We start from the raw sequence: 18952 nt of genomic DNA, 5'->3' as shown, positions 1-18952 counted from the left end.
GGTCGCGTGCGTCGCGTCGGGCGTGCTGGTCGCGTCGCCGTCGGCGTCCGGGCCCTGGAGGCGCGGCGCGGGTGCCACGGCGAGCGTCGCCGCCGCCCCGTGGTCGCGCAGCGCGGGTCCGACGATCGGCAGGACCGCCGTGGTCGCCGGCGGCTCGGCGTGGAGCACCGGCGTCTCGGTCGACGGGGCACCCCGCTTCGCCGCACGACGGGCCTTCGCCATCTTGACGAGCACGACGACCGCGACGATCGCCCAGATGCCGTTCACGATCGTCGACGGGACGGCGTGGTGCGCCGCGACGTTGATCGCCACGGCGAGCCCGCCCACGAGGTTGAACAGCTGGTACACCGGGCCGTTCGGGAGCTTGCCCATCGAGAAGAGCAGGTAACCAGCAAGGACGGTTACCGCTCCGAACCAACCGAGGAACTCCACGATTCCAGCCAACACGCGCGACTCCGGGCACGACGAGGAACGGCCGTTTCGAGCGACCGTTCGAGAGAGGGACGAGCAGCCGCGAACGCGGGCTCAGGAGCATCGTAAGCACAGCGGGAGGCCGTGCGGAAGAGGGTGCGGCGTGGCGCGTCGGACCCCAGTTGGTGGGGGTCGGATCAGCCGTTCGTGGCGGGGTCTGCGAGCACGTAGACGTACCCGGAGAGCGACCACGACTGGTCGGCCATCGGGTCGCCTCCCGAGTCGGAACTCGTCGCCGCGACCCCGTTCACGAGGAACAGCCGCTGACCGTTCTGCACGTTCTTCGTGAAGGCGAGCGCCTGGTCGTACGACCCCTTGACGGCCGCCGTCACGGGCACGACCACGAAGTTCGCGCTCGTGATCTGGGCGTCGCTGTGCGGGGCCGGCGCCTCGGGCGTCGCTGCGGCTGTCGGCGCTGCCGACGCGGACGCCGTCGACGACGGGGACGCACTCGCGGACGGGGCCGGTTCCGCCGCGGCCACTGGTGCGTACGCCTTGGGGTCGCCGATGGTGATCGACGTGACCGTGACGCCGCTGGCTGCGCCGGCGCCGTTCAGCTGGTTCAGCAGCGAGGCGGTGTCGGTCGAGGACGGGACCGAGGCCCGCAGGGCAGCCAGCTCGGCCTTCGTCGCGTCGAGCGACGTGTACGCCTCCTCGAGTCGGTGGAGTTCGGCGCGGTTCCGGGCGTTCGTCGCGTCGATGTCAGCCTGCTGGGCGCTGTTGTCGGACGCCTGTGCGAGCTGCGGCTGTGCGCCGAGGAACCACCCGCCCGCGAGGACGGCCAGCGTCGCGGCCAACGCGATGATGAGGGAGAGACGGTTCTTGTTCACTTCGATCCGTCCTTCGTGTACTTGCCGTCGAACGCCTTCGCGCCGAGGTGCGCCTGGATGGTCGCCGAGTACTGCCCCGTGTCCTCCTCGAGCGCGACCGAGGTGATCGTCGAGTCGACGTAGCCACGGAGCTGCGAGAGGCGTGCGGTCCAGTCCGGGACCGAGGGGATGCTCGGGCTCTGGATCGTCAGCTGCATCGTCGCCGCGCGTGACCCCTGCAACGGGACGGTCGACTGCGCGAAGGACTCCGTGGAGTCCGCCGAGTCGATCGTCATCGCGGTGATGGAGACGCCGGCGGGGAGCACCGACTTCAGCTGCGCGAGTGTCGAACTCCAGTCGATCTCGGTGGAGCCACCGACGGACTGGGCGGCTTCGAGCAGGGCCGTGTCGTTCTCGGCCGAACGGACCTCCGAGTAGCGCTGCTGCTGCTGCAGGAGCGAGGTGGTCTCGTTCTGCGCGGACAGGTACGACTGCGCCGTGTCGAGCTGGTGTACGTACGCGCCGCCGGAGCCCAGGGCCGCGACCGCGGCGGCGACGATCACGCCGAGCCAGGCCCGCCGCGCGATGGCCCGTTCGCGGCGCTCCGTGTGGACCTCGGGCGGGAGGAGGTCGACCCGCGGCTCACGCCCCGCGATCGAGGTGGACGCCGTCGTGCGCGGGCCGCGCGGAGCGCGACCCCGTCCGGGTCCGGTGGTGTCCTCGGGCGCTGCGGCCCGGACGTCGGTGGCGGTCATGCTGCTCGACTCCCCACTGCCAGCCCGTAGGCGACGGCGATCGCGTCCTCGTGGTCCGTCACGTCCTGCACCGGGATCGACCGCGCGAGGTCGACCCCCGCGAATGCCGAGCCGCGCTGCACCGGGAGGTGGGTGTGCGCGGCGAGCGCCTCCGGCAGGCCGACGAGGCGAGCGCCACCGCCCACGAGGACGATGCGCTCGACGTGGTCGCCCGGGCGCGTGTTGACGAAGTAGCTGATCGTGTTCCGCAGGCTCGCGATGAGCTCCGTCACGGCGTCGGCGATGACGGAGACGGCGCGCGCGTCGTCCGGCGTGCGAGCGCCCGTACCGATGCCGAGGTGCCGCTTCACGACCTCGGCTTGTCCGAACTCGATGTCGAGCGCTGCCGCGAGCGTCTTGGTGACGTCGTTCCCGCCCGTTGGGATGATGCGGACGAACTGGGGGACGCCGTCGCTCACGAGGACGACGGTCGTCGTGTCGGCGCCGAGCTGGACCAGCGCCGTGGTGCCGTGCAGCCCCGGCCGGCCCACGAGGACGCGGGTCAGGGCGAAGGGGATGAGGTCGACGCCGACCGGGTTGAGGCCAGCGAGCTGCGCGGCCTTGACGTTCGCGAGCACCGCGTCCTTGATCGCCGCGACGAGCAGGCCGTGCACGACGGGACCGTTGTCGCTCATCGCCTCGGCGGTCGGGTAGAAGTCGAGGATCGCGTCGCCGACGGGAACGGGGAGCATGTCCTGCACCTGGAACGGCAGGCTCTCGCGGATCTGCGCCAACGGTGCGGCCGGGACGGTCAGGTCGCGGGAGAGCACGCGTTGGTTGCCCATGCCGAGCACGACGTCCTTCGAGCGGAACCGGCCGATGGACCACAGGGAACGCAGTGCCGACGCGACCGTGTTGGGCTCGAGCACCTCGCCACGGCTGACGGCGTCCGGTGGGGTCGGGACCTCGGCGAACCGCAGGACGGTCGGGCGTGCGCGGTCGGCGTTCGCGACCTCGACCGCGCGGATCGAGGATCCCGCGATGTCGATGCCCACGATGCTCTTGCCCATGTTGCTGCTTTCGTCGAGGAGTGGTCGGTGGAGGATGCGTCAGGCGAGTCCGAGGACCCCGAGGTAGGCGGTCCAGAGAGCGTGTCCGAAGACGATGCCGATCCACGCGCCGATCAGCATCGACGGCCCGAACGGCACGCCACCGCGCCATCGCGCACGTCGTGTGGTGACCAGCGCGATCGCGACGGTACCTCCGACCACGAAGGCGCCGAAAGCACCCACTGCGAGGGGTCCCCATCCGAGGTACGCGAGGACGAGCCCGAGGACGACGGCGAGTTTCACGTCGCCGAGCCCCATCCCGCCCGGAACCGCGACGGCCAGCGCGAGGTAGGCGCCGCCCAGGACCACCGCCCCGATCCCCGCCCGGCCGAGGGCCGCGAGGTCTCCGCTCAGCACCGAGACGACGACCAGGAGGACGGCGAGGACCACGGCGGACGGGTAGACGATCGCGTTCGGCAGGGTGTGCGTCTCGAGGTCGATCAGCGCGAGGGCGACGGAGACCGCCATGAGGTAGAGCAGAGCCGCGAGGAGGACCGCCTGGGCTGCAGGGACACGGACGGGTCCGATCACCACGGGTCCGGAGACCGCGACGGCCGCGACCGCGACGAACAGCAGTGCGGTCGACAGCTCGACGATCGGGTACCGAGGCGAGATCGGCTCCGCGCAGTCCCGGCACCGTCCGCGCAGGAGCACCCAGGAGAGCACCGGCACGTTGTCCCGACGCCGGATGGCGTGTCCGCACCCGGGGCAGGAGCTCGGCGGCGACACCACCGAGAGGCCGGCGGGGACGCGGTGGACGACGACGTTCAGGAAGGAGCCGACGAGCAGGCCGAGCACGCCGGCGAGGACGACGACGATCGGCAGGACCTCGCCCACGCCGATCACCTGCACGCCCCCGTGCTGGTCGTCGCGCACGAGCCGTCTGCCTTGAACGCCGCCTGCACCTCCACCTGCGTGGTCACGCCGTAGGAGGTCGACACGGGTTGGAGGAACTTCGGCGGCGCGGTGGTCAGCAGGCGCTGGTCGTAGACGTAGTTCTTCGAGAACCCCGTGCTGCCCGTCGTCGCGACGGGTCCACGCCAGTTCTGCGCGATGGAGCCGATGACCTTGAGCACACCCAGCTTCGACCCGATGTCGTAGTTCTGGTTCCAGAACGTCCCCGCGTTGCTCGCGATCGCCGCACTGATCGTCAGGGACTCTCCGCCGGAGCGGTTGAGGAGTCGGACGCCGCTCTGGTTGCAGCGTGTGGTGTCGGTGACGTTGCCGACGCCCCACTGGTAGACGGTCGGGTAGGAGGTGCAGCGTGCGGGGTTGTAGACCTCGACGGCGTTCTGCCCGACCAGTCCGAGGATGTCGTTCGTCGCGCTGACGTAGGTGATGTCGTCCGTCACCCAGATGGTGCCGGACGACGCGATGGTCATGGCACCGGCGAACGCGCCGCTGACGAACACGTCCCCCGCCGAGCAGCTGTACGTGTCCGACGCCGACCCGGTCTGCGCGTACGAACCCGACGTGCCGCCGTTGATCCACTCGCCGGCGGCCGGGAAGCCCTGCCCGTTGCTGAAGGGCTGGTTCGTCGTGGTCGTTGTGGTCCCGTTCGATCGCACGGTGACCGTCGTCGTGCAGTACGTGTTCGTGTACTTCGAGGGGAACGTGTTCGCCGCCCAGGAGTTGGCGTTGTTCGAGGCGGTCGGCACGTCCTGGACGTACATGAGGTTCGCCGGGAGGGTCGTGATGGTGGCACCGGCAGCGCTCTGCAGGTCCGAGATGGTCCCGCACAGTGCGGCGGACTTCGCGAGGTCGGCTCCCGCCTTGACCTCACCGGTCGACGCGACCACCTGGATCTGCGTCGCCTTGGACCACGGCGACCAGACGGTCATCTTGCCGTTGCCGAGGAACGACACCCGCGTCGGCCCTGTGTAGAGGCATCCGGGACGAGGGACCGTGGTCGGGGTGTCCGTGCGGGTCTCCTGCGACATGTTCGAGTTCAACGCGGGGAGCCCGAGGTAGGGCACCGCGGTCGCGGCGCCGCCGTTGAACACGCCGCTGCACGTCCCGCTGGACGGGCGGACGCTCGTGTCGTGCTGCTCGACGGTGCCGTTGAACACCGTCGAGCAGGCCGCGGTGAACACGTCGTTCGTCCGGATGGGACCGTTCAGGACGTCGGTCCCGGCGAACTGCACCGCCTGGCACTTCGTCCCGCTCTGCCACTGGTACATGGTGGTGCAGGAGCTGCCCGAGATCGCCGGGTTCGACGATTCGTAGTTCGTGAAGTAGAGGTAGTTGATGAAGCCGTCGCCCTTGAGGTTGGCGACCAGGGACCGCACGCTGCCGCCCGACTTGCCGGTCACGCGGACCTTCAGGACGCCCTTCGACGAGTAGTTCGAGTTGTCGACCTCGTACCGGTACCACTGGTCCGTCGACCCGACGACCGCTGCCCACTTCGAGAAGGCGTCGTTGCCGTTCTGTCCGCTGAAGGTCGACCCGCTGTCCTTGCTGAACTGCGCGTCGGCGTTGCCGTAGAGGGCGTACCCGTTGTCGTTCGAGAGCTTCGACTGGTAGTCGGCGAGCCCCGCGTACGCGGCGGCGATCGCGTTCTGGAAGTTGCGGTCGGTCGCCGACTTCACGGCGCCGGACGTCGACACGGCGATCATGGTCGCGACGAGCAGCATCATGACGGTGCCGAAGATGAGCACGTTGGCGAGGATCATGCCCCGCTCGTCGCGCTGGGCCCGGTCCAGGAGTGCGTGGATCCGCCTCACGGGGTCCCTCCGGTGTTCGTCCCGTAGACCACGTTGAAGAGGTACAGGGTGTTCTGGATGTGGGTGTTCCCGGACAGGCCGGCCGTCGACGAGCCGAGCTCGAGGTTCACGCGCACGGCACGGACGTTCCCGAGCTGCGTCGCGGCGAGCGTGCCGTCCGACTGCGTCGGGACGGTGGTGCCGTTAGCCCCGAGGTACTCGAACAGCGGGTCGCCGTCGACCGTGGGGGACGCGACGGGTCCACCCACGACGACGCTGCGCGTCGGCGTCTGCGAGGTGGCGGGGAACGTCCAGAAGCCGTTGTTGGCGGTGCCGTCCCACTGGTCCAGGACGATCCGCTTGGCAGCGTTGACGGAGTACCGGATCTGGACGGGCTTGTCGGTGCTGTTGCCGTCCAGGTTGATGTAGGCGTAGAAGGTCGTCCGTGTCGGCGCGGCTTCCGTCAGCGCCGCGGCGTAGCTGCCGTCCGCCTTGGGCAACAGGCTCGCCGCGTGGACGTACCGGGTCAGCGAGTTCATGACGATCGACGCCGACCGTGCGTTCTGGTCGGACGTGGTGTTCGTCGAACCGGCCCGGAGCGTGGCGGTGAAGAAGCCGCCGACGGCGACGAGGATGACCATCGCCACGCTCACCGCGACCAGCAGCTCGGAGAGCGTGACGCCCGACTGATCGGCGTGCATCCGACGGAGGGCCCCGGTCACGACGTCTGCCCTCGGGGGTCGAGCGTGAGCGTGTTGTCGTAGCTGATGACCACGAGCGCGCTCTTCTGGTTCACGCGGCCGCTCGTGACCGCGTTCACGTTGGAGGCGTTCGAGGCGATCTCGTTCTTGGTCGTCGCGCCGAAGGACGTCCCCGAGTAGAGGGTCCAGGTCCCGAAGGGCAGGGCGATCGTCGCCGTGTCCGCTGACGAGAGCGGGAACTTCATCGTCATGCCGGCGGAGCACCCCGGGTCACCGGCAGCGGGGTTCGAGGACGACACCGCGGTCACGTAGCGGCTCTTGACCCCCTTCACCGTTGCGACGCCCATCATCACGGACGCCGAGGACGGCACCCCCGGTGACGTCTCGATCGTCCCCGGTGCCGAGCCGACTGCCCCAGAGGGATTCGGTGTCGACCATGCCGACGGGTTCGGGCTGAGACAGCTCGAGGACGACGCCGAACTGTTCGAGTACGGACCCGCGTAGACGGTGTAGCCCGAGGTGAACGGGAACACCGGCAGGCTCGGCGTCGAGGCGGACGTGACGGCGAGCGAGGTGCTGGTGACGTCCCACGGCTTGACCGTGTCGAGGCCGCCGACCGTCGAGGAGAGCACCGTCACCATGTTCGTGGGGAGCGTCGCGTTGTAGCCCTTCGCGTACTGCAGCGTCAGCTGGCTCGCGCGGTCGTACACGAACGGGACCGGTGAGCTCGCGCCGGCGGAGACGGTGATCGGCGACTGGGAGGACGGCTGCGCCTGGTTCGTGTCGATGCCACCGGTGGTGTTCGCGGTGACCGTGTAGTCGCCGGGCGCCACGTTGACCGCGTAGGAGCAGCCCTGTGCGTCGGTCGGCTGGACCGCCGTGGTGAGCGCGGAGCCACCGCCGCCGGAGACCGGCGTGACGGTGATGCCGACGCCCGCGTACGGGGCACCGGACGCGGTCGCCACCGAGACGATGAGTGTGCCGTAGCCGGGGTCGGTCACGGCGTCGCTCGGGGCGATCGCCGAGGTGACCGAGGTCGAGCTCGTGCCGCCGCCGCGCGGGTTCGGCCAGCTCACGGTCTCGACGACGCTCTTGTAGGCCAGCTTGCCGGTCGATGTCCCGCAGGCTCCGGTCGCACCGTCGCTCTGCACCCAGGACACCGCACGGTCGATCCGGTACTCGACGTTGCCGACCGTCTTCCGGTTGTCGGCGCCCGCCTTGCCGACGACCTTGAAGATCCCGGCGGTCGACGCCGCGGCGGTCTGCCGGAGCGTGTCGATGTCCTGCGAGGCCAGCGCCACCGCGGTCTCACGGCCGCGGGTCGTCTGGGTGAGCTGCAGGGTGTTCGCGATGCCGTAGGCGATGCCCACCGACATCACCGCGAACACCATCATCGCGACCATGACCTCGATGATCGAGAAGCCGGCCTCGCCGTCGCGCTCGTCGCGCGGGCTGAGGACGTCCCGCAGTCGTCGGATCATGGTCACCTCCTGGTCGGTGTTCGGGTGAGCGAAAGGGCGGTCCGTCCTTCGACGGACCGCCCTTCAGGCGATCAGTTGGATCAGCAGGTACCGGCGACGGCCGACGTGCTGTCCGTGATCTTGTAGGACGTCTTCGTCGCGCCGACGCCGCTGATGCAGAACGTGGTGGTCCCGGTGGACTTGAACGTCAGCTTGTTGTCCGTGCTCTCCGTGTAGCCGTACTGGCCGAGGGTCGTCGTGTTCACGTCGGTCGCGGCCGGCAGGGCGCCGTTCTTGTCGGTCTGGTACGCGATCACCGCGGTCTTCGCGTTGGCGAGGTCCGACTTCACCGAGGCGTCCTTCGCGTTGTTCTGCACGTTGAGGTACACCGGGATAGCGATCGCGGCGAGGATGCCGATGATGATCACGACGACGAGGAGCTCGATGAGCGTGAAGCCCTTCTCGTCCTCTTCGAGGAGTCCCTTGCGGCGAGCCTCGAGCTTGCCCATGAGAGCGAAGTACATGGTGTTTCCATTCTTTCGGGAATGCGATGGGAAGATTGTTCGGGGCGTGCTCGCCGCCGCTGACAAGAGTATTCAGGGCCAATTCCGGGCGGAATCCCGAGAACGGGGGGCAAGTGGGGAGCGAAATACCCCCACTCCCGGGGGCAGTGGGGGTAATTCCTCCCCCGCACGAGGGGTAGCGGAAAGTCGCTCCTACTTGATGAGGGACGTGATCTGGAAGATCGGCAGGTACAGCGCCACGATCATCCCGCCGACCACCACGCCCAGGAACGCGATGAGCAACGGCTCGATGAGGGCGGTCAGGGACTCTGTGGTCGCCTCGACCTCGGCGTCGTAGAAGATCGCGATCTTCTCGAGCATGACCTCGAGCGAACCCGCGTCCTCACCGACCGCCATCATCTGCGAGACCATGCTCGGGAATACTTTCTCATTTGCGAGCGGCGCGGATATCGACTCGCCTTTCCGAACGCTTTCCGCAACCCGTTCGAGTGCTTTCTGCACGACGAAGTTGTTCGAGACTTCACCGACGATCTGCAATGCCTGCAGAATCGGGACGCCGGCCCCGATCATGTTCGAGAAATTGCGTGCGAACCGCGCAATGACGATCTTCTTCGTCAGCGGGCCGAACACCGGCAGACGCATCATCAGCGGGTCACGGACGGCGCGGAAACGATCGGTGTTCTTGTTGGCGCGGAACCAGAGCCACCCGACGACGACCGCGACGGCCAGCACGGGTCCGAGCCACCGCATCGCGTGGGACATCGTCACGAGGATCTGCGTCGGCACCGGCAGCTGCCCGCCGAGGCTCGAGAACATGTCCTGGAAGATCGGCACGATGAAGATGAGCATGATGACGACCGCGAGCAGCGACATCACCAGCACGACGACCGGGTAGGTCATCGCCGATTTGATGGTCGACCGGAGCTTGTGCTCCTTCTCGAAGTTCGTCGCGATGGAGTCCATCGCCTGGTCGAGGAAGCCGCCGGTCTCACCCGCCCGGATCATGTTGATCATGATCGGGGGGAAGTCGACCGGGTACTTCGCCACGGCGTCGGAGAAGGAGACACCGCGCTCGACGTCGTCCCGGACCTTGCCGAGGATCACCTTGAGCTTCTTGTTCTCCGTCTGGTCGGCGAGGATCGACAGCGCGCGCAGCAGGGAGAGCCCCGACGTCAGCATGGTCGACGCCTGACGCGACATGATCGCCAGGTCCTTGAGCCCCACACCCTTCTCGAACCCCGGGATCTTGATCTCGGTCTGCAACCCGGTGCCGGGCTTCGCCTCGGTGATGGCGATCGGCGAGACGCCCATGCCCCGCAGACGCTGGACGACCGCTCCTTCGGAGGACGCGTCGAGCCGTCCCTTGACGAGCTTCCCGGCGCCGTCGCGCCCCCGGTAGTCGTAGGCGAGCGACATCAGTGGCCTCCTGAGTACTTGTCGCCGAAGTCGATCTCGGACGCGGCGATCGCGGCGGCCGAGGAGTCGGACGGGGACTCGACGCGCTGCACGAGGCGGTCGAAGCCCTCGTGGTCGTGCACCTTCTCCATCGCGGCAGCCCGTGTGACGGTGCCGACGTTGACGAGCTCGGCGAGGTCCTGGTCCATCGTGTGCATCCCCATGTCACGCCCGGCCTGCATGGCAGAGGTGATCTGGTACGTCTTGCCCTCGCGCACGAGGTTCCCGATGGCCGGGGTGGTCCTCATGATCTCGGTGGCGACGACCCGGCCGGCACCGTTGGCCTTCGGCACGAGCGTCTGGCAGACGACCCCCTCGAGCGTCGAGGCGAGCTGCGTCCGGATCTGCCCCTGCTGGTGCGGCGGGAAGACGTCGATGACGCGGTCGATCGTGCCGGGAGCGCTCTGGGTGTGCAGGGTGGCGAACACGAGGTGGCCGGTCTCGGCCGCGGTGAGGGCTACGGAGATCGTCTCGAGGTCGCGGAGCTCGCCGATCAGGATGACGTCCGGGTCCTGGCGCAGCACGTGCTTCAGGGCGGCGGCGAACGAGTGCGTGTCGGCCCCGACCTCGCGCTGGTTGATGATCGCCTTCTTGTGGTCGTGCATGAACTCGATCGGGTCCTCGACCGTGACGATGTGGTCGGCCCGGGTCTCGTTGACGAGGTCGATGAGCGCGGCGAGCGTGGTCGACTTGCCGGAACCGGTCGGCCCGGTCACGAGCACGAGTCCGCGCGGCAGCTTGGCGAACTCCCCCACGTGCTCGGGGATGCCGAGCTGCTTGAGGGTCTTGATCTTGGTCGGGATGATGCGGAAGGCCGCGCCCCAGTTCCCGCGCTGCTGGTAGTAGTTCACGCGGAAGCGGTACTCGGGCGACAGCGAGTACGCGAAGTCGAGTTCCTGCTCGTGGTCGAACTGCCCGGCCTGCTCCACCGAGAGCAGGGTCTTGAGGGCGGCGATCACCTTGTTCCGCGCCCACGGCCCACCGGGGACCGCCGGCCGCAGGGATCCGTCGACGCGCACGGTCGGGGCCGCGTCCGCGGTGAGGTGGAGGTCCGACGCACCCTGGTAGACGACCTGGGCGAGCGCGGTGATGAGGTCGGGGTCGGCGACCTCACGCGCGTGGCGGGTGAAGTTGATCTCGTCGTGGCCGGCGGGCGCGGGCACGTGGGTGGCCGCGACGTGGGCGACGGTCGGGAGGATCGTGGTCGGTTCCGCAGGCACGACCGGCAGGTGCTGGGTCACCGCGTCGGCGTAGCCGTAGGACGCGGTCGACGGCGGGACGGCTGCGGACGGCGTCGCGGGGCGGGCGTGCGGCTGCGCGACCGGCACGGCGACGGGGTCGCCGGACGGCGCCGGCCAGGACCCGCTCGGGACGGACGCGGAGGGCGCGGCGGCACCGGGGACGGGCGCAGCCGGAGCCGGCCACGCGGTGTCACCCGACAGGTCGTAGACCGGCGCGGCCGAGGCGGGGGCGATCTGCGCCTCCACGGCCGGCGACGTCGGCTGCTGCGCCGCTGCGGCCGCGAGCCGGGCGGCGCGGCGACCACCGACCTCGTGGCCGGGACGGCCCGGGTGCCACCCCGCGACCGGCTCGTCGCCGGGCACGGAGATGTCGTAGACGGAATCGGTCATCGTTCCACTCCCACGCCTACGCGACCACGCGCAGGATCTCGTCGATGCTCGTCATGCCGAGCTTGACCTTCTCCCACCCGTCCTGGCGGAGGGTGAGCATGCCCTGCTGCTGGGCGACGCGGCCGATCTCGGCGCTCGAGGCACGCGAGACGGCGAGGCGCTCGATCTCCTCCGTCACGGTCATGACCTCGTGCAGGGCGATGCGGCCTCGGTACCCGGTGTTCGAGCACACGGCGCAGCCGACCGGGCCGAAGAACTCCGGCACGGCGGTGTCCTCGGTGCCCACGAAGCCGAGCGCCACGAGCTGCGCCGGCGTGTACTGCGCCGGGGCCTTGCAGCGGTCGCAGAGCCGTCGTGCCAGACGCTGGGCGACCACGGAGTCGAGTGCAGACCCGACGAGGAACGGCTCGATGTCCATCTCCGTCAGTCGCGTCACCGCCGACGGGGCGTCGTTCGTGTGCAGCGTGGACAGCACGAGGTGGCCGGTGAGCGAGGCCTCGATCGCGATCTGCGCGGTCTCGTGGTCGCGGATCTCGCCGAGGAGCACGACGTCGGGGTCGGACCGGAGGATCGACCGCAGGGCCGACGCGAACGTGAGTCCGGCCTTCGGGTTGACCTGCACCTGGTTGATGCCGGCCATCCGGTACTCGACCGGGTCCTCGACGGTGATGACGTTGATCTCGGGACGGGCGACCGCGTTGAGGGTCGTGTAGAGCGTCGTCGACTTGCCGGACCCGGTGGGACCGGTGACGAGGATCATGCCGTACGGCTTCGAGTAGGAGCGCTGGTACGCCTGGAAGTTCTGCTCGAGCAGGTTGAGGTCCTTGAGGGACATCGACGTGTTCGTGTTGTCGAGGATCCGCATGACGACCTTCTCGCCCCACACGGTGGGGAGCGTCGCGACGCGGAGGTCGATCTGCCGGCCACCGTGGCGCACCGACATGCGGCCGTCCTGCGGCTTCCGACGCTCGGCGATGTCGATGTCGCTCATGATCTTGAGCCGGCTGATGACGCCGTTCTGGATGTTCTTCGGCGCCGGGGCCATCTCGTGCAGCACGCCGTCGATGCGGTAGCGCACCCGGACCTCGTGCTCGCCGGGCTCGATGTGGATGTCCGACGCGTGGTCCTGGATGGCCTGGGACACGAGCAGGTTGACGAACCGGACGATCGGGACGTCGTCGAGCGCGCCGTCGGTGAGGTCGACCTGCTGCTGGGTCTGCGCCGATGCCTCTTCCTCGAGCGAGGAGGTCAGGTCGTTCAGCTCGTCGTCGGCACGCAGGTAGCGGTCGAGTGCTGCGGCGAGGTCGCGCTCGTCGACCTGCAGCGGCTTCACGGGGCGTCCGGAAGCGGTCCGGGCGTCGTCGATCGCCAGCACGTTCGTCGGGTTCACCATCGCGAGGACGAGGACGTCGCCCTCGAACCCGACGCCGAGCACGCCGTGCCGACGGCAGAGGGCCGCCGGCAGCATCGACACCGCGGTGCCGTCGACCGGGTAGTCCGTCAGCGGGACGGTCTTGGAGTTGTTCGACGCAGCGCGCGCGGTGATGTACTGCGCCTCGCTGACGAGGCCCTGGTCGACGAGCGAGCGGATCGAACGGTCGTCGATCTCCTCGTCGCCGGTCATCGAGTCGAGGTGCTCGATCGGCAGGGCTCCGTTGAGGATGAGGATCTCGGACAGCGTGGCCATGAGCTGCGGAGCCTCCTTCGGGTCGCGCGCGGTTCGTGGGGACGAGCGCCGCAGGGGTTCGACGCCCGACCACGCTACGTCCGCACGGAACGGCCACCGCAGTCCCACAACGAGGGGGCGAGGGGGTGTTCGGTGGCCCCAGTGCAGGGGTACCCGCGGGTATCGACACCGCCGACGGCGTGCGCGCCGAGGGCCGCGACGACCCCCGTCAGAGGGTCGTCGACGCGGTGACGTGCACCGGCCCCGGGACGAACCCGAGCCGCTCGTAGATGCGTCCGGCGCCGGTCGGGTTCTCGGCGTCGACGTGCAGGACCGCGGCGGACAGCCCCTCGGCACGCATCCCCTGCAGCGCGGCGTCGAGGACGATCGGCGCGAGTCCCGTCCCTCGTGCCGCCCGCACGACACCGACCCAGTGCACGTACCCGAACGACCGGCCGCGAGCGGCGAAGCCGTCCGGATCCACCTCGACGAGTGCGAACGCCACGATCCGGCCCGAGGGGTCGACGACGACCCGGCCGAGGTCGAGCCGGGCCGTCGCCGCGGTGAGGAACCCGCGCCAGTCGGACTCGACCATCGGTTGCGATCCCCAGTGGTCGCGGAAGGCGTCGTTCTTCGCGATCCGCAGCGGCTCGATGTCGTCGGACCTCGTCGCACGCACGACGTACCCGTCCGGCACCGGCGGGACCACGATCTCGGCGCGGTCGCCGAGCACGACCTGCATGTCGACCCAGTGGCGGACCGGCTCAAACTCGAAGTGGGCCGCCAGACGGAGCGCACCGGTCCCCTGCGCGGCGCCGACCTCGATCGTCGCCGGCAGGTCGAGGTCGAGCGCGGCGAGTCGCTGCCGCGCGCGCCCGATGAGCCACGCGAGCACACGACGGCCGATCCCCCGGCCGCGCAGCGCGGGATGGACCGCCCCCTCGAGCACCACGCGAGCAGCGGTGACGCGAGAGGGGACGTCGATGACGATGCCGTACGCCTGCACATGCCCATCAGCATCGACGCCGACGAGGGTGTCCCGAGCGAGGTCGAGCCCTTCGGTGGAGAACGTCCGCTCCAGGCTCGCTGTGGAGGGACGAGCGTGTGGGTCGTCCACCGCGGCAGCCGCCACGGCGAGGGCGTGCACGGCCGCCAGGTCGTCCCGGGTCGCAGACCGGAAGGTCAGCCCGGCGATCGGGACCGGGAGCTCGAGGTGGGCCGGGGCGGTGATCCGTTCGCGCAGCGTTGCCATCCGCCCAGCCTGCCAGCGGTCACGGGCGCGACGGCGGAAAGTGCTCGACGTGCAGCCCTGCTCCGGGACATGATGAGTCATGGACATCACGAGCGTGACCGTGGGGCTGCCCGTCACCGACATCGAGGCGTCCTGCCTCTGGTACGGCGCCGTGTTCGAACGTGCCGAACCGGACCTCGAGCCCGACGAGGGCATCGCCGAGTACGAGGTCGGCGGCATCTGGATCCAGCTCTACGAGGACGCCGACGCCGAGGAGAACCCCGTGAGCGTCCGCTTCGGCGTCGACGACGTCGCCGCCCAGCACGCACGCATCGGCGCACTCGGGATCGACATCGGCCCGGTCGAGTGCGTCGACGGAGCCGTCGACTGGTTCGACGTCCGCGATCCCGACGGCAACGTCCTGAGCCTGTTCTCCCTCGTCGACGAGACCGGCCGGGGCTCCGGACGCGACAACGGGGCGGACCGCGCGGTCTGAGCCGTCACGCCACCAACGGGAACGGCCCCCGCATCCGAGGATGCGGGGGCCGTTCCGGTGGAGCTCAGGCTCAGTTGTAGGTGCCCGGCGTGAAGTCGTCCGACGAGAAGCTGTCGAAGTCGACGAAGCTCAGGTCGGCGTCCGAGAACGACGAGTCGTCCGCGAAGATGCGGTTCGGGTACCGCTCCGCCTTCGCTTCTTCCGTCGCGTTCACGTCCACGTCGCGGTACCGGCTGAGGCCCGTCCCGGCGGGGATGAGCTTACCGATGATGACGTTCTCCTTGAGGCCGACGAGGTGGTCCTGCTTGCCCTCCATGGCCGCCTGCGTGAGCACGCGGGTGGTCTCCTGGAAGGACGCGGCGGACAGCCACGACTCGGTCGCGAGGGACGCCTTCGTGATGCCCATGACCTCCTGGCGAGCGGAAGCGGTCTTGCGACCCTCCTGCAGCGCCGCACGGTTGAGCTCGTTGTACCGCGAACGGTCCACGAGCTCGCCCGGGAGCAGGTCGGTGTCGCCGTGGTCGACGACGGTGACCTTGCGGAGCATCTGGCGCACGATGACCTCGATGTGCTTGTCGTGGATCGGCACGCCCTGCGAGCCGTACACGTCCTGCACACCGTTGACGAGGTGCTTCTGGACCTCACGGACACCCTTGACGCGGAGGACTTCCTTCGGGTCGACGGTGCCGGCGATGAACTGCTCGCCGAGCTCGACGTGCTGTCCGTCCTCGATGAGGAGCGTCGCACGCTTCAGCACCGGGTAGATGAACGGCTCGTCACCGTTGTCCGGCGTGAGGATGATGCGACGACCCTTGTCGGTGTCCTCGATCGTGGCGCGGCCGGGGGCCTCGGCGATCGGGGACGCGCCCTTGGGGGTACGCGCCTCGAAGAGCTCCGTGACACGCGGCAGACCCTGGGTGATGTCGTCGGCCGAGGCCGAACCACCCGTGTGGAAGGTACGCATCGTCAGCTGGGTACCGGGCTCACCGATGGACTGGGCGGCGATGATGCCGACCGCCTCGCCGATGTCGACGAGGTTGCCCGTGGCGAGCGAACGGCCGTAGCACTTCGCGCAGACACCGACGCTCGACTCGCAGGTCAGGACCGAGCGCACCTTGATGCTCTCGACACCGGCCGCGAGCAGCTTGTCGATGAGGACGTCACCGACGTCCTCGCCGGCCTCGGCGACGACCGTGCCCTTCGCGTCCACGGCCGGGGTGGCCAGGGTGCGGGAGTACACGGTGTTCTCGACGCGCGGGTCGCGCACGAGCTTGCCGTCGGCGCCCACGGTCGCGATCGGGAGCTCGAGGCCCCGGGTCGTGCCGCAGTCGTCCTCGCGGATGATGACGTCCTGCGAGACGTCCACGAGACGACGGGTGAGGTACCCGGAGTCCGCGGTACGGAGCGCGGTGTCGGCAAGACCCTTGCGAGCACCGTGCGTGGCGATGAAGTACTCCGCCACGGTCAGGCCCTCGCGGTACGAGTTGATGATCGGGCGGGCGATGATCTCGCCCTTCGGGTTGTTCACCAGACCACGCATACCGGCGATGTTGCGGACCTGGAGCCAGTTACCACGAGCACCGGAGGACACCATGCGGTTGATGGTGTTGTCGACCGGGAAGTTGTCGCGCATCTCCTGCGCGATCTCGTTCGTGGCCTCGGTCCAGATCTTGATCAGGTCGGCGCGACGCTCGGCGTCGGTGATCAGACCCTTGTCGAACTCGCCCTGCACCTTGGCGGCCTGGACCTCGTAGCCCGCGATGATCTCCTTCTTGCGAGGAGGCGTCACGACGTCGGAGAGCGCCACGGTCACACCGGAGCGCGTGCCCCAGTAGAAGCCCGCGTCCTTGATCCGGTCCAGCGCGGCGGCCGTCTCGGTCTTGGAGTAGCGCTCGGCGAGGTCGTTGACGATCGCGGAGAGCACGCCCTTGTCGGTGACCTTCTGGACGAACGGGTAGTTCGCCGGGAGGGTCTCGTTGAAGAGCGCACGGCCCAGGGTCGTCTCGAGCAGCACGGTGTCGCCCTGCTCGTAGCCCTCGGGTGCTTCACCCTCGGCGAAGTGGACGTCCGCCATGCGGATCTTCACGAGCGCGTTGAGGTGCAGCGTGCCCTGGTCCTTCGCGAGGATGGCCTCGGCGACGGAGGAGAACGCACGACCTTCACCCACGGCGCCCTCGCGGACGGTCGTGAGGTGGTGCAGACCGATGATCATGTCCTGTGCGGGCAGGGTCACCGGACGGCCGTCGGACGGCTTCAGGATGTTGTTCGAGGCGAGCATCAGGATGCGGGCCTCGGCCTGGGCCTCGACCGACAGCGGCAGGTGCACGGCCATCTGGTCACCGTCGAAGTCCGCGTTGAACGCAGCACACACGAGCGGGTGGAGCTGGATGGCCTTGCCCTCGACGAGCTGCGGCTCGAACGCCTGGATGCCCAGACGGTGCAGCGTCGGCGCACGGTTCAGCAGCACGGGGCGCTCGCGGATGATCTCCTCGAGCACGTCCCACACCTGCGGACGCGAACGCTCGACCATGCGCTTGGCCGACTTGATGTTCTGCGCGTGCGACAGGTCGATCAGGCGCTTGATCACGAACGGCTTGAAGAGCTCGAGCGCCATCTGCTTGGGCAGACCGCACTGGTGCAGCTTCAGCTGCGGGCCGACGATGATGACCGAACGGCCCGAGTAGTCGACGCGCTTGCCGAGCAGGTTCTGGCGGAAACGACCCTGCTTGCCCTTGAGCATGTCGCTCAGGGACTTCAGGGCGCGGTTGCCGGTACCCGTGACCGGACGACCACGACGACCGTTGTCGAACAGCGCGTCGACCGCTTCCTGCAGCATGCGCTTCTCGTTGTTCACGATGATCTCGGGGGCACCGAGGTCGAGCAGGCGGCGGAGACGGTTGTTGCGGTTGATCACACGACGGTAGAGGTCGTTGAGGTCACTCGTGGCGAAGCGCCCACCGTCGAGCTGCACCATCGGGCGCAGCTCCGGCGGGATGACCGGCACGACGTCGAGCACCATCGCGGCCGGCGAGTTGCCGGTGGCGAGGAAGGAGCTGACGACGCGCAGACGCTTGATCGCGCGGATCTTCTTCTGGCCCTTGCCCTCGGCGATCTGCAGGCGCAGCGCCTCGGCCTCGGCGGCCAGGTCGAACGCCTCGAGCCGCAGCTTGATCGCCTCGGCGCCCATGTAGGCGTCGAAGTAGATCCCGAAGCGGTCCTGGAGCTCGTGGAAGACGGCGTCCTCGGGCTTGAGGTCGCCCACCTTGAGGTTGCGGAAGTCCTCCCACACGCGCTCGAGGCGGGTGATGTCCTCGTCGAACGACTTGCGGACCTGGGACATCTCCTTCTCGGCGGTGTCCTTGGTGCGGCGCTTGACGTCGGCCTTGGCGCCCTCTTCCTCGAGCGCTGCGAGGTCGTCCTCGAGCTTCTTGAGGCGGTCGGCGATGATCGAGTCGCGCTGCCCCTCGAGGTTCTTGATCTCGAGGCGCATCTCGTTCTCGAGACCCGGCATGTCGGCGTGACGGCCCTCTTCATCGATGTCGATGATCATGTACGCCGCGAAGTAGATGACCTTCTCGAGGTCCTTCGGCGCCATGTCGAGGAGGTAACCGAGGCGCGACGGGACGCCCTTGAAGTACCAGATGTGCGTGACGGGCGCGGCGAGCTCGATGTGGCCCATGCGCTCACGGCGGACCGAGGACTTGGTGACCTCGACGCCGCAGCGCTCGCAGACGATGCCCTTGAACCGGACACGCTTGTACTTGCCGCAGGCGCACTCCCAGTCGCGGGACGGACCGAAGATCTGCTCGCCGAACAGACCGTCCTTCTCGGGCTTGAGGGTGCGGTAGTTGATGGTCTCCGGCTTCTTGACCTCGCCGTACGACCACTGGCGGATGTCCTCGGCCGTGGCGAGACCGATCCGCAGTGCGTCAAATGAAGTTGCTTCGAGCAATGTTCTTCTCT

At 68.8% G+C, this 18952-nt stretch carries 14 protein-coding genes and 1 pseudogene; 1 reads left to right on the top strand and 14 read right to left on the bottom strand.

Features of this window, described 5'->3' with window-relative positions:
- From BIV03_RS19525 to BIV03_RS07280, 13 genes and pseudogenes are all read right to left on the bottom strand, one after another.
- Nucleotides 1-432: pseudogene (locus tag BIV03_RS19525) on the bottom strand (hypothetical protein); the annotation flags it as partial.
- A gap of 176 nt (nt 433-608) precedes the next feature.
- Nucleotides 609-1301, bottom strand: coding sequence for a type 4a pilus biogenesis protein PilO (gene pilO / locus BIV03_RS07335; protein ID WP_071295206.1), 693 nt, complete (start codon nt 1299-1301; stop codon nt 609-611).
- A complete protein-coding gene (locus tag BIV03_RS07330) occupies nt 1298-2035 on the bottom strand; it encodes a hypothetical protein (protein WP_083295164.1) in 738 nt (245 codons plus the stop codon). Before BIV03_RS07330 ends, pilO begins: the two co-directional genes overlap by 4 nt.
- Nucleotides 2032-3084, bottom strand: a complete 1053-nt coding sequence (gene pilM, locus BIV03_RS07325; protein WP_070417672.1) for a type IV pilus assembly protein PilM — start codon at nt 3082-3084, stop codon at nt 2032-2034. Before pilM ends, BIV03_RS07330 begins: the two co-directional genes overlap by 4 nt.
- Nucleotides 3085-3123: 39 nt before the next feature.
- A complete protein-coding gene (locus tag BIV03_RS07320; protein ID WP_254789424.1) occupies nt 3124-3999 on the bottom strand; it encodes an A24 family peptidase in 876 nt (291 codons plus the stop codon).
- Entirely contained in the window at nt 3966-5795 is a 1830-nt protein-coding gene (locus tag BIV03_RS07315) for a hypothetical protein (protein WP_139201901.1), read from the bottom strand. Before BIV03_RS07315 ends, BIV03_RS07320 begins: the two co-directional genes overlap by 34 nt.
- Nucleotides 5796-5842: 47 nt before the next feature.
- Nucleotides 5843-6547, bottom strand: coding sequence for a type II secretion system protein J (locus tag BIV03_RS07310; protein WP_071295204.1), 705 nt, complete (start codon nt 6545-6547; stop codon nt 5843-5845).
- Nucleotides 6544-8007 (bottom strand): prepilin-type N-terminal cleavage/methylation domain-containing protein, encoded by a 1464-nt coding sequence (locus tag BIV03_RS07305; RefSeq protein WP_139201900.1) that lies wholly within the window; start codon nt 8005-8007, stop codon nt 6544-6546. The genes BIV03_RS07310 and BIV03_RS07305 overlap by 4 nt, the downstream gene beginning before the upstream one ends.
- Before the next feature lie 80 nt (nt 8008-8087).
- Entirely contained in the window at nt 8088-8510 is a 423-nt protein-coding gene (locus tag BIV03_RS20295; protein WP_336697333.1) for a prepilin-type N-terminal cleavage/methylation domain-containing protein, read from the bottom strand.
- Between the two features lie 192 nt (nt 8511-8702).
- Nucleotides 8703-9926, bottom strand: coding sequence for a type II secretion system F family protein (locus BIV03_RS07295; RefSeq protein ID WP_083403275.1), 1224 nt, complete (start codon nt 9924-9926; stop codon nt 8703-8705).
- A complete protein-coding gene (locus tag BIV03_RS18720; protein WP_083403274.1) occupies nt 9926-11596 on the bottom strand; it encodes a PilT/PilU family type 4a pilus ATPase in 1671 nt (556 codons plus the stop codon). Before BIV03_RS18720 ends, BIV03_RS07295 begins: the two co-directional genes overlap by 1 nt.
- A gap of 16 nt (nt 11597-11612) precedes the next feature.
- Nucleotides 11613-13283 carry a GspE/PulE family protein gene (locus BIV03_RS07285; RefSeq protein WP_071295202.1) on the bottom strand — a complete coding sequence of 557 codons (1671 nt, stop codon included), beginning with the start codon at nt 13281-13283 and terminating at the stop codon, nt 11613-11615.
- 208 nt (nt 13284-13491) lie between these two features.
- On the bottom strand, nt 13492-14514 hold the full coding sequence (locus BIV03_RS07280; protein WP_071295201.1) for a GNAT family N-acetyltransferase: 1023 nt from the start codon (nt 14512-14514) through the stop codon (nt 13492-13494).
- A 79-nt stretch (nt 14515-14593) separates the two neighbouring features.
- Between BIV03_RS07280 and BIV03_RS18715 the strand changes: the two genes are divergently transcribed.
- Nucleotides 14594-14989 (top strand): VOC family protein, encoded by a 396-nt coding sequence (locus BIV03_RS18715; protein WP_071295200.1) that lies wholly within the window; start codon nt 14594-14596, stop codon nt 14987-14989.
- Nucleotides 14990-15059: 70 nt separating this feature from the next.
- On the opposite strand, the gene rpoC is transcribed toward BIV03_RS18715, so the two are convergent.
- Nucleotides 15060-18941: a DNA-directed RNA polymerase subunit beta' gene (gene rpoC / locus BIV03_RS07270; RefSeq protein WP_070417663.1), complete on the bottom strand. Its 3882-nt coding sequence runs from the start codon at nt 18939-18941 to the stop codon at nt 15060-15062.
- Nucleotides 18942-18952 lie beyond the last annotated feature (11 nt).

This window comes from Curtobacterium sp. MCBA15_016, assembly GCF_001865105.1.
In the GTDB taxonomy this organism is placed as follows: domain Bacteria; phylum Actinomycetota; class Actinomycetes; order Actinomycetales; family Microbacteriaceae; genus Curtobacterium.
Note: the sequence above shows the minus strand (reverse complement) of the source record. Positions and strands in the feature narration are given on the sequence as shown.

Bases quoted from the DNA above. Each gene is read 5' to 3' on its own strand.
- BIV03_RS07305 (WP_139201900.1), bottom strand. From the start codon at position 8,007: ATGATCCGACGACTGCGGGACGTCCTCAGCCCGCGCGACGAGCGCGAC.
- BIV03_RS20295 (WP_336697333.1), bottom strand. From the start codon at position 8,510: ATGTACTTCGCTCTCATGGGCAAGCTCGAGGCTCGCCGCAAGGGACTC.
- BIV03_RS18715 (WP_071295200.1), top strand. From the start codon at position 14,594: ATGGACATCACGAGCGTGACCGTGGGGCTGCCCGTCACCGACATCGAG.
- BIV03_RS18720 (WP_083403274.1), bottom strand. From the start codon at position 11,596: ATGACCGATTCCGTCTACGACATCTCCGTGCCCGGCGACGAGCCGGTC.
- pilM (WP_070417672.1), bottom strand. From the start codon at position 3,084: ATGGGCAAGAGCATCGTGGGCATCGACATCGCGGGATCCTCGATCCGC.
- BIV03_RS07330 (WP_083295164.1), bottom strand. From the start codon at position 2,035: ATGACCGCCACCGACGTCCGGGCCGCAGCGCCCGAGGACACCACCGGA.
- BIV03_RS07285 (WP_071295202.1), bottom strand. From the start codon at position 13,283: ATGGCCACGCTGTCCGAGATCCTCATCCTCAACGGAGCCCTGCCGATC.
- BIV03_RS07295 (WP_083403275.1), bottom strand. From the start codon at position 9,926: ATGTCGCTCGCCTACGACTACCGGGGGCGCGACGGCGCCGGGAAGCTC.
- BIV03_RS07315 (WP_139201901.1), bottom strand. From the start codon at position 5,795: ATGATCCTCGCCAACGTGCTCATCTTCGGCACCGTCATGATGCTGCTC.
- BIV03_RS07280 (WP_071295201.1), bottom strand. From the start codon at position 14,514: ATGGCAACGCTGCGCGAACGGATCACCGCCCCGGCCCACCTCGAGCTC.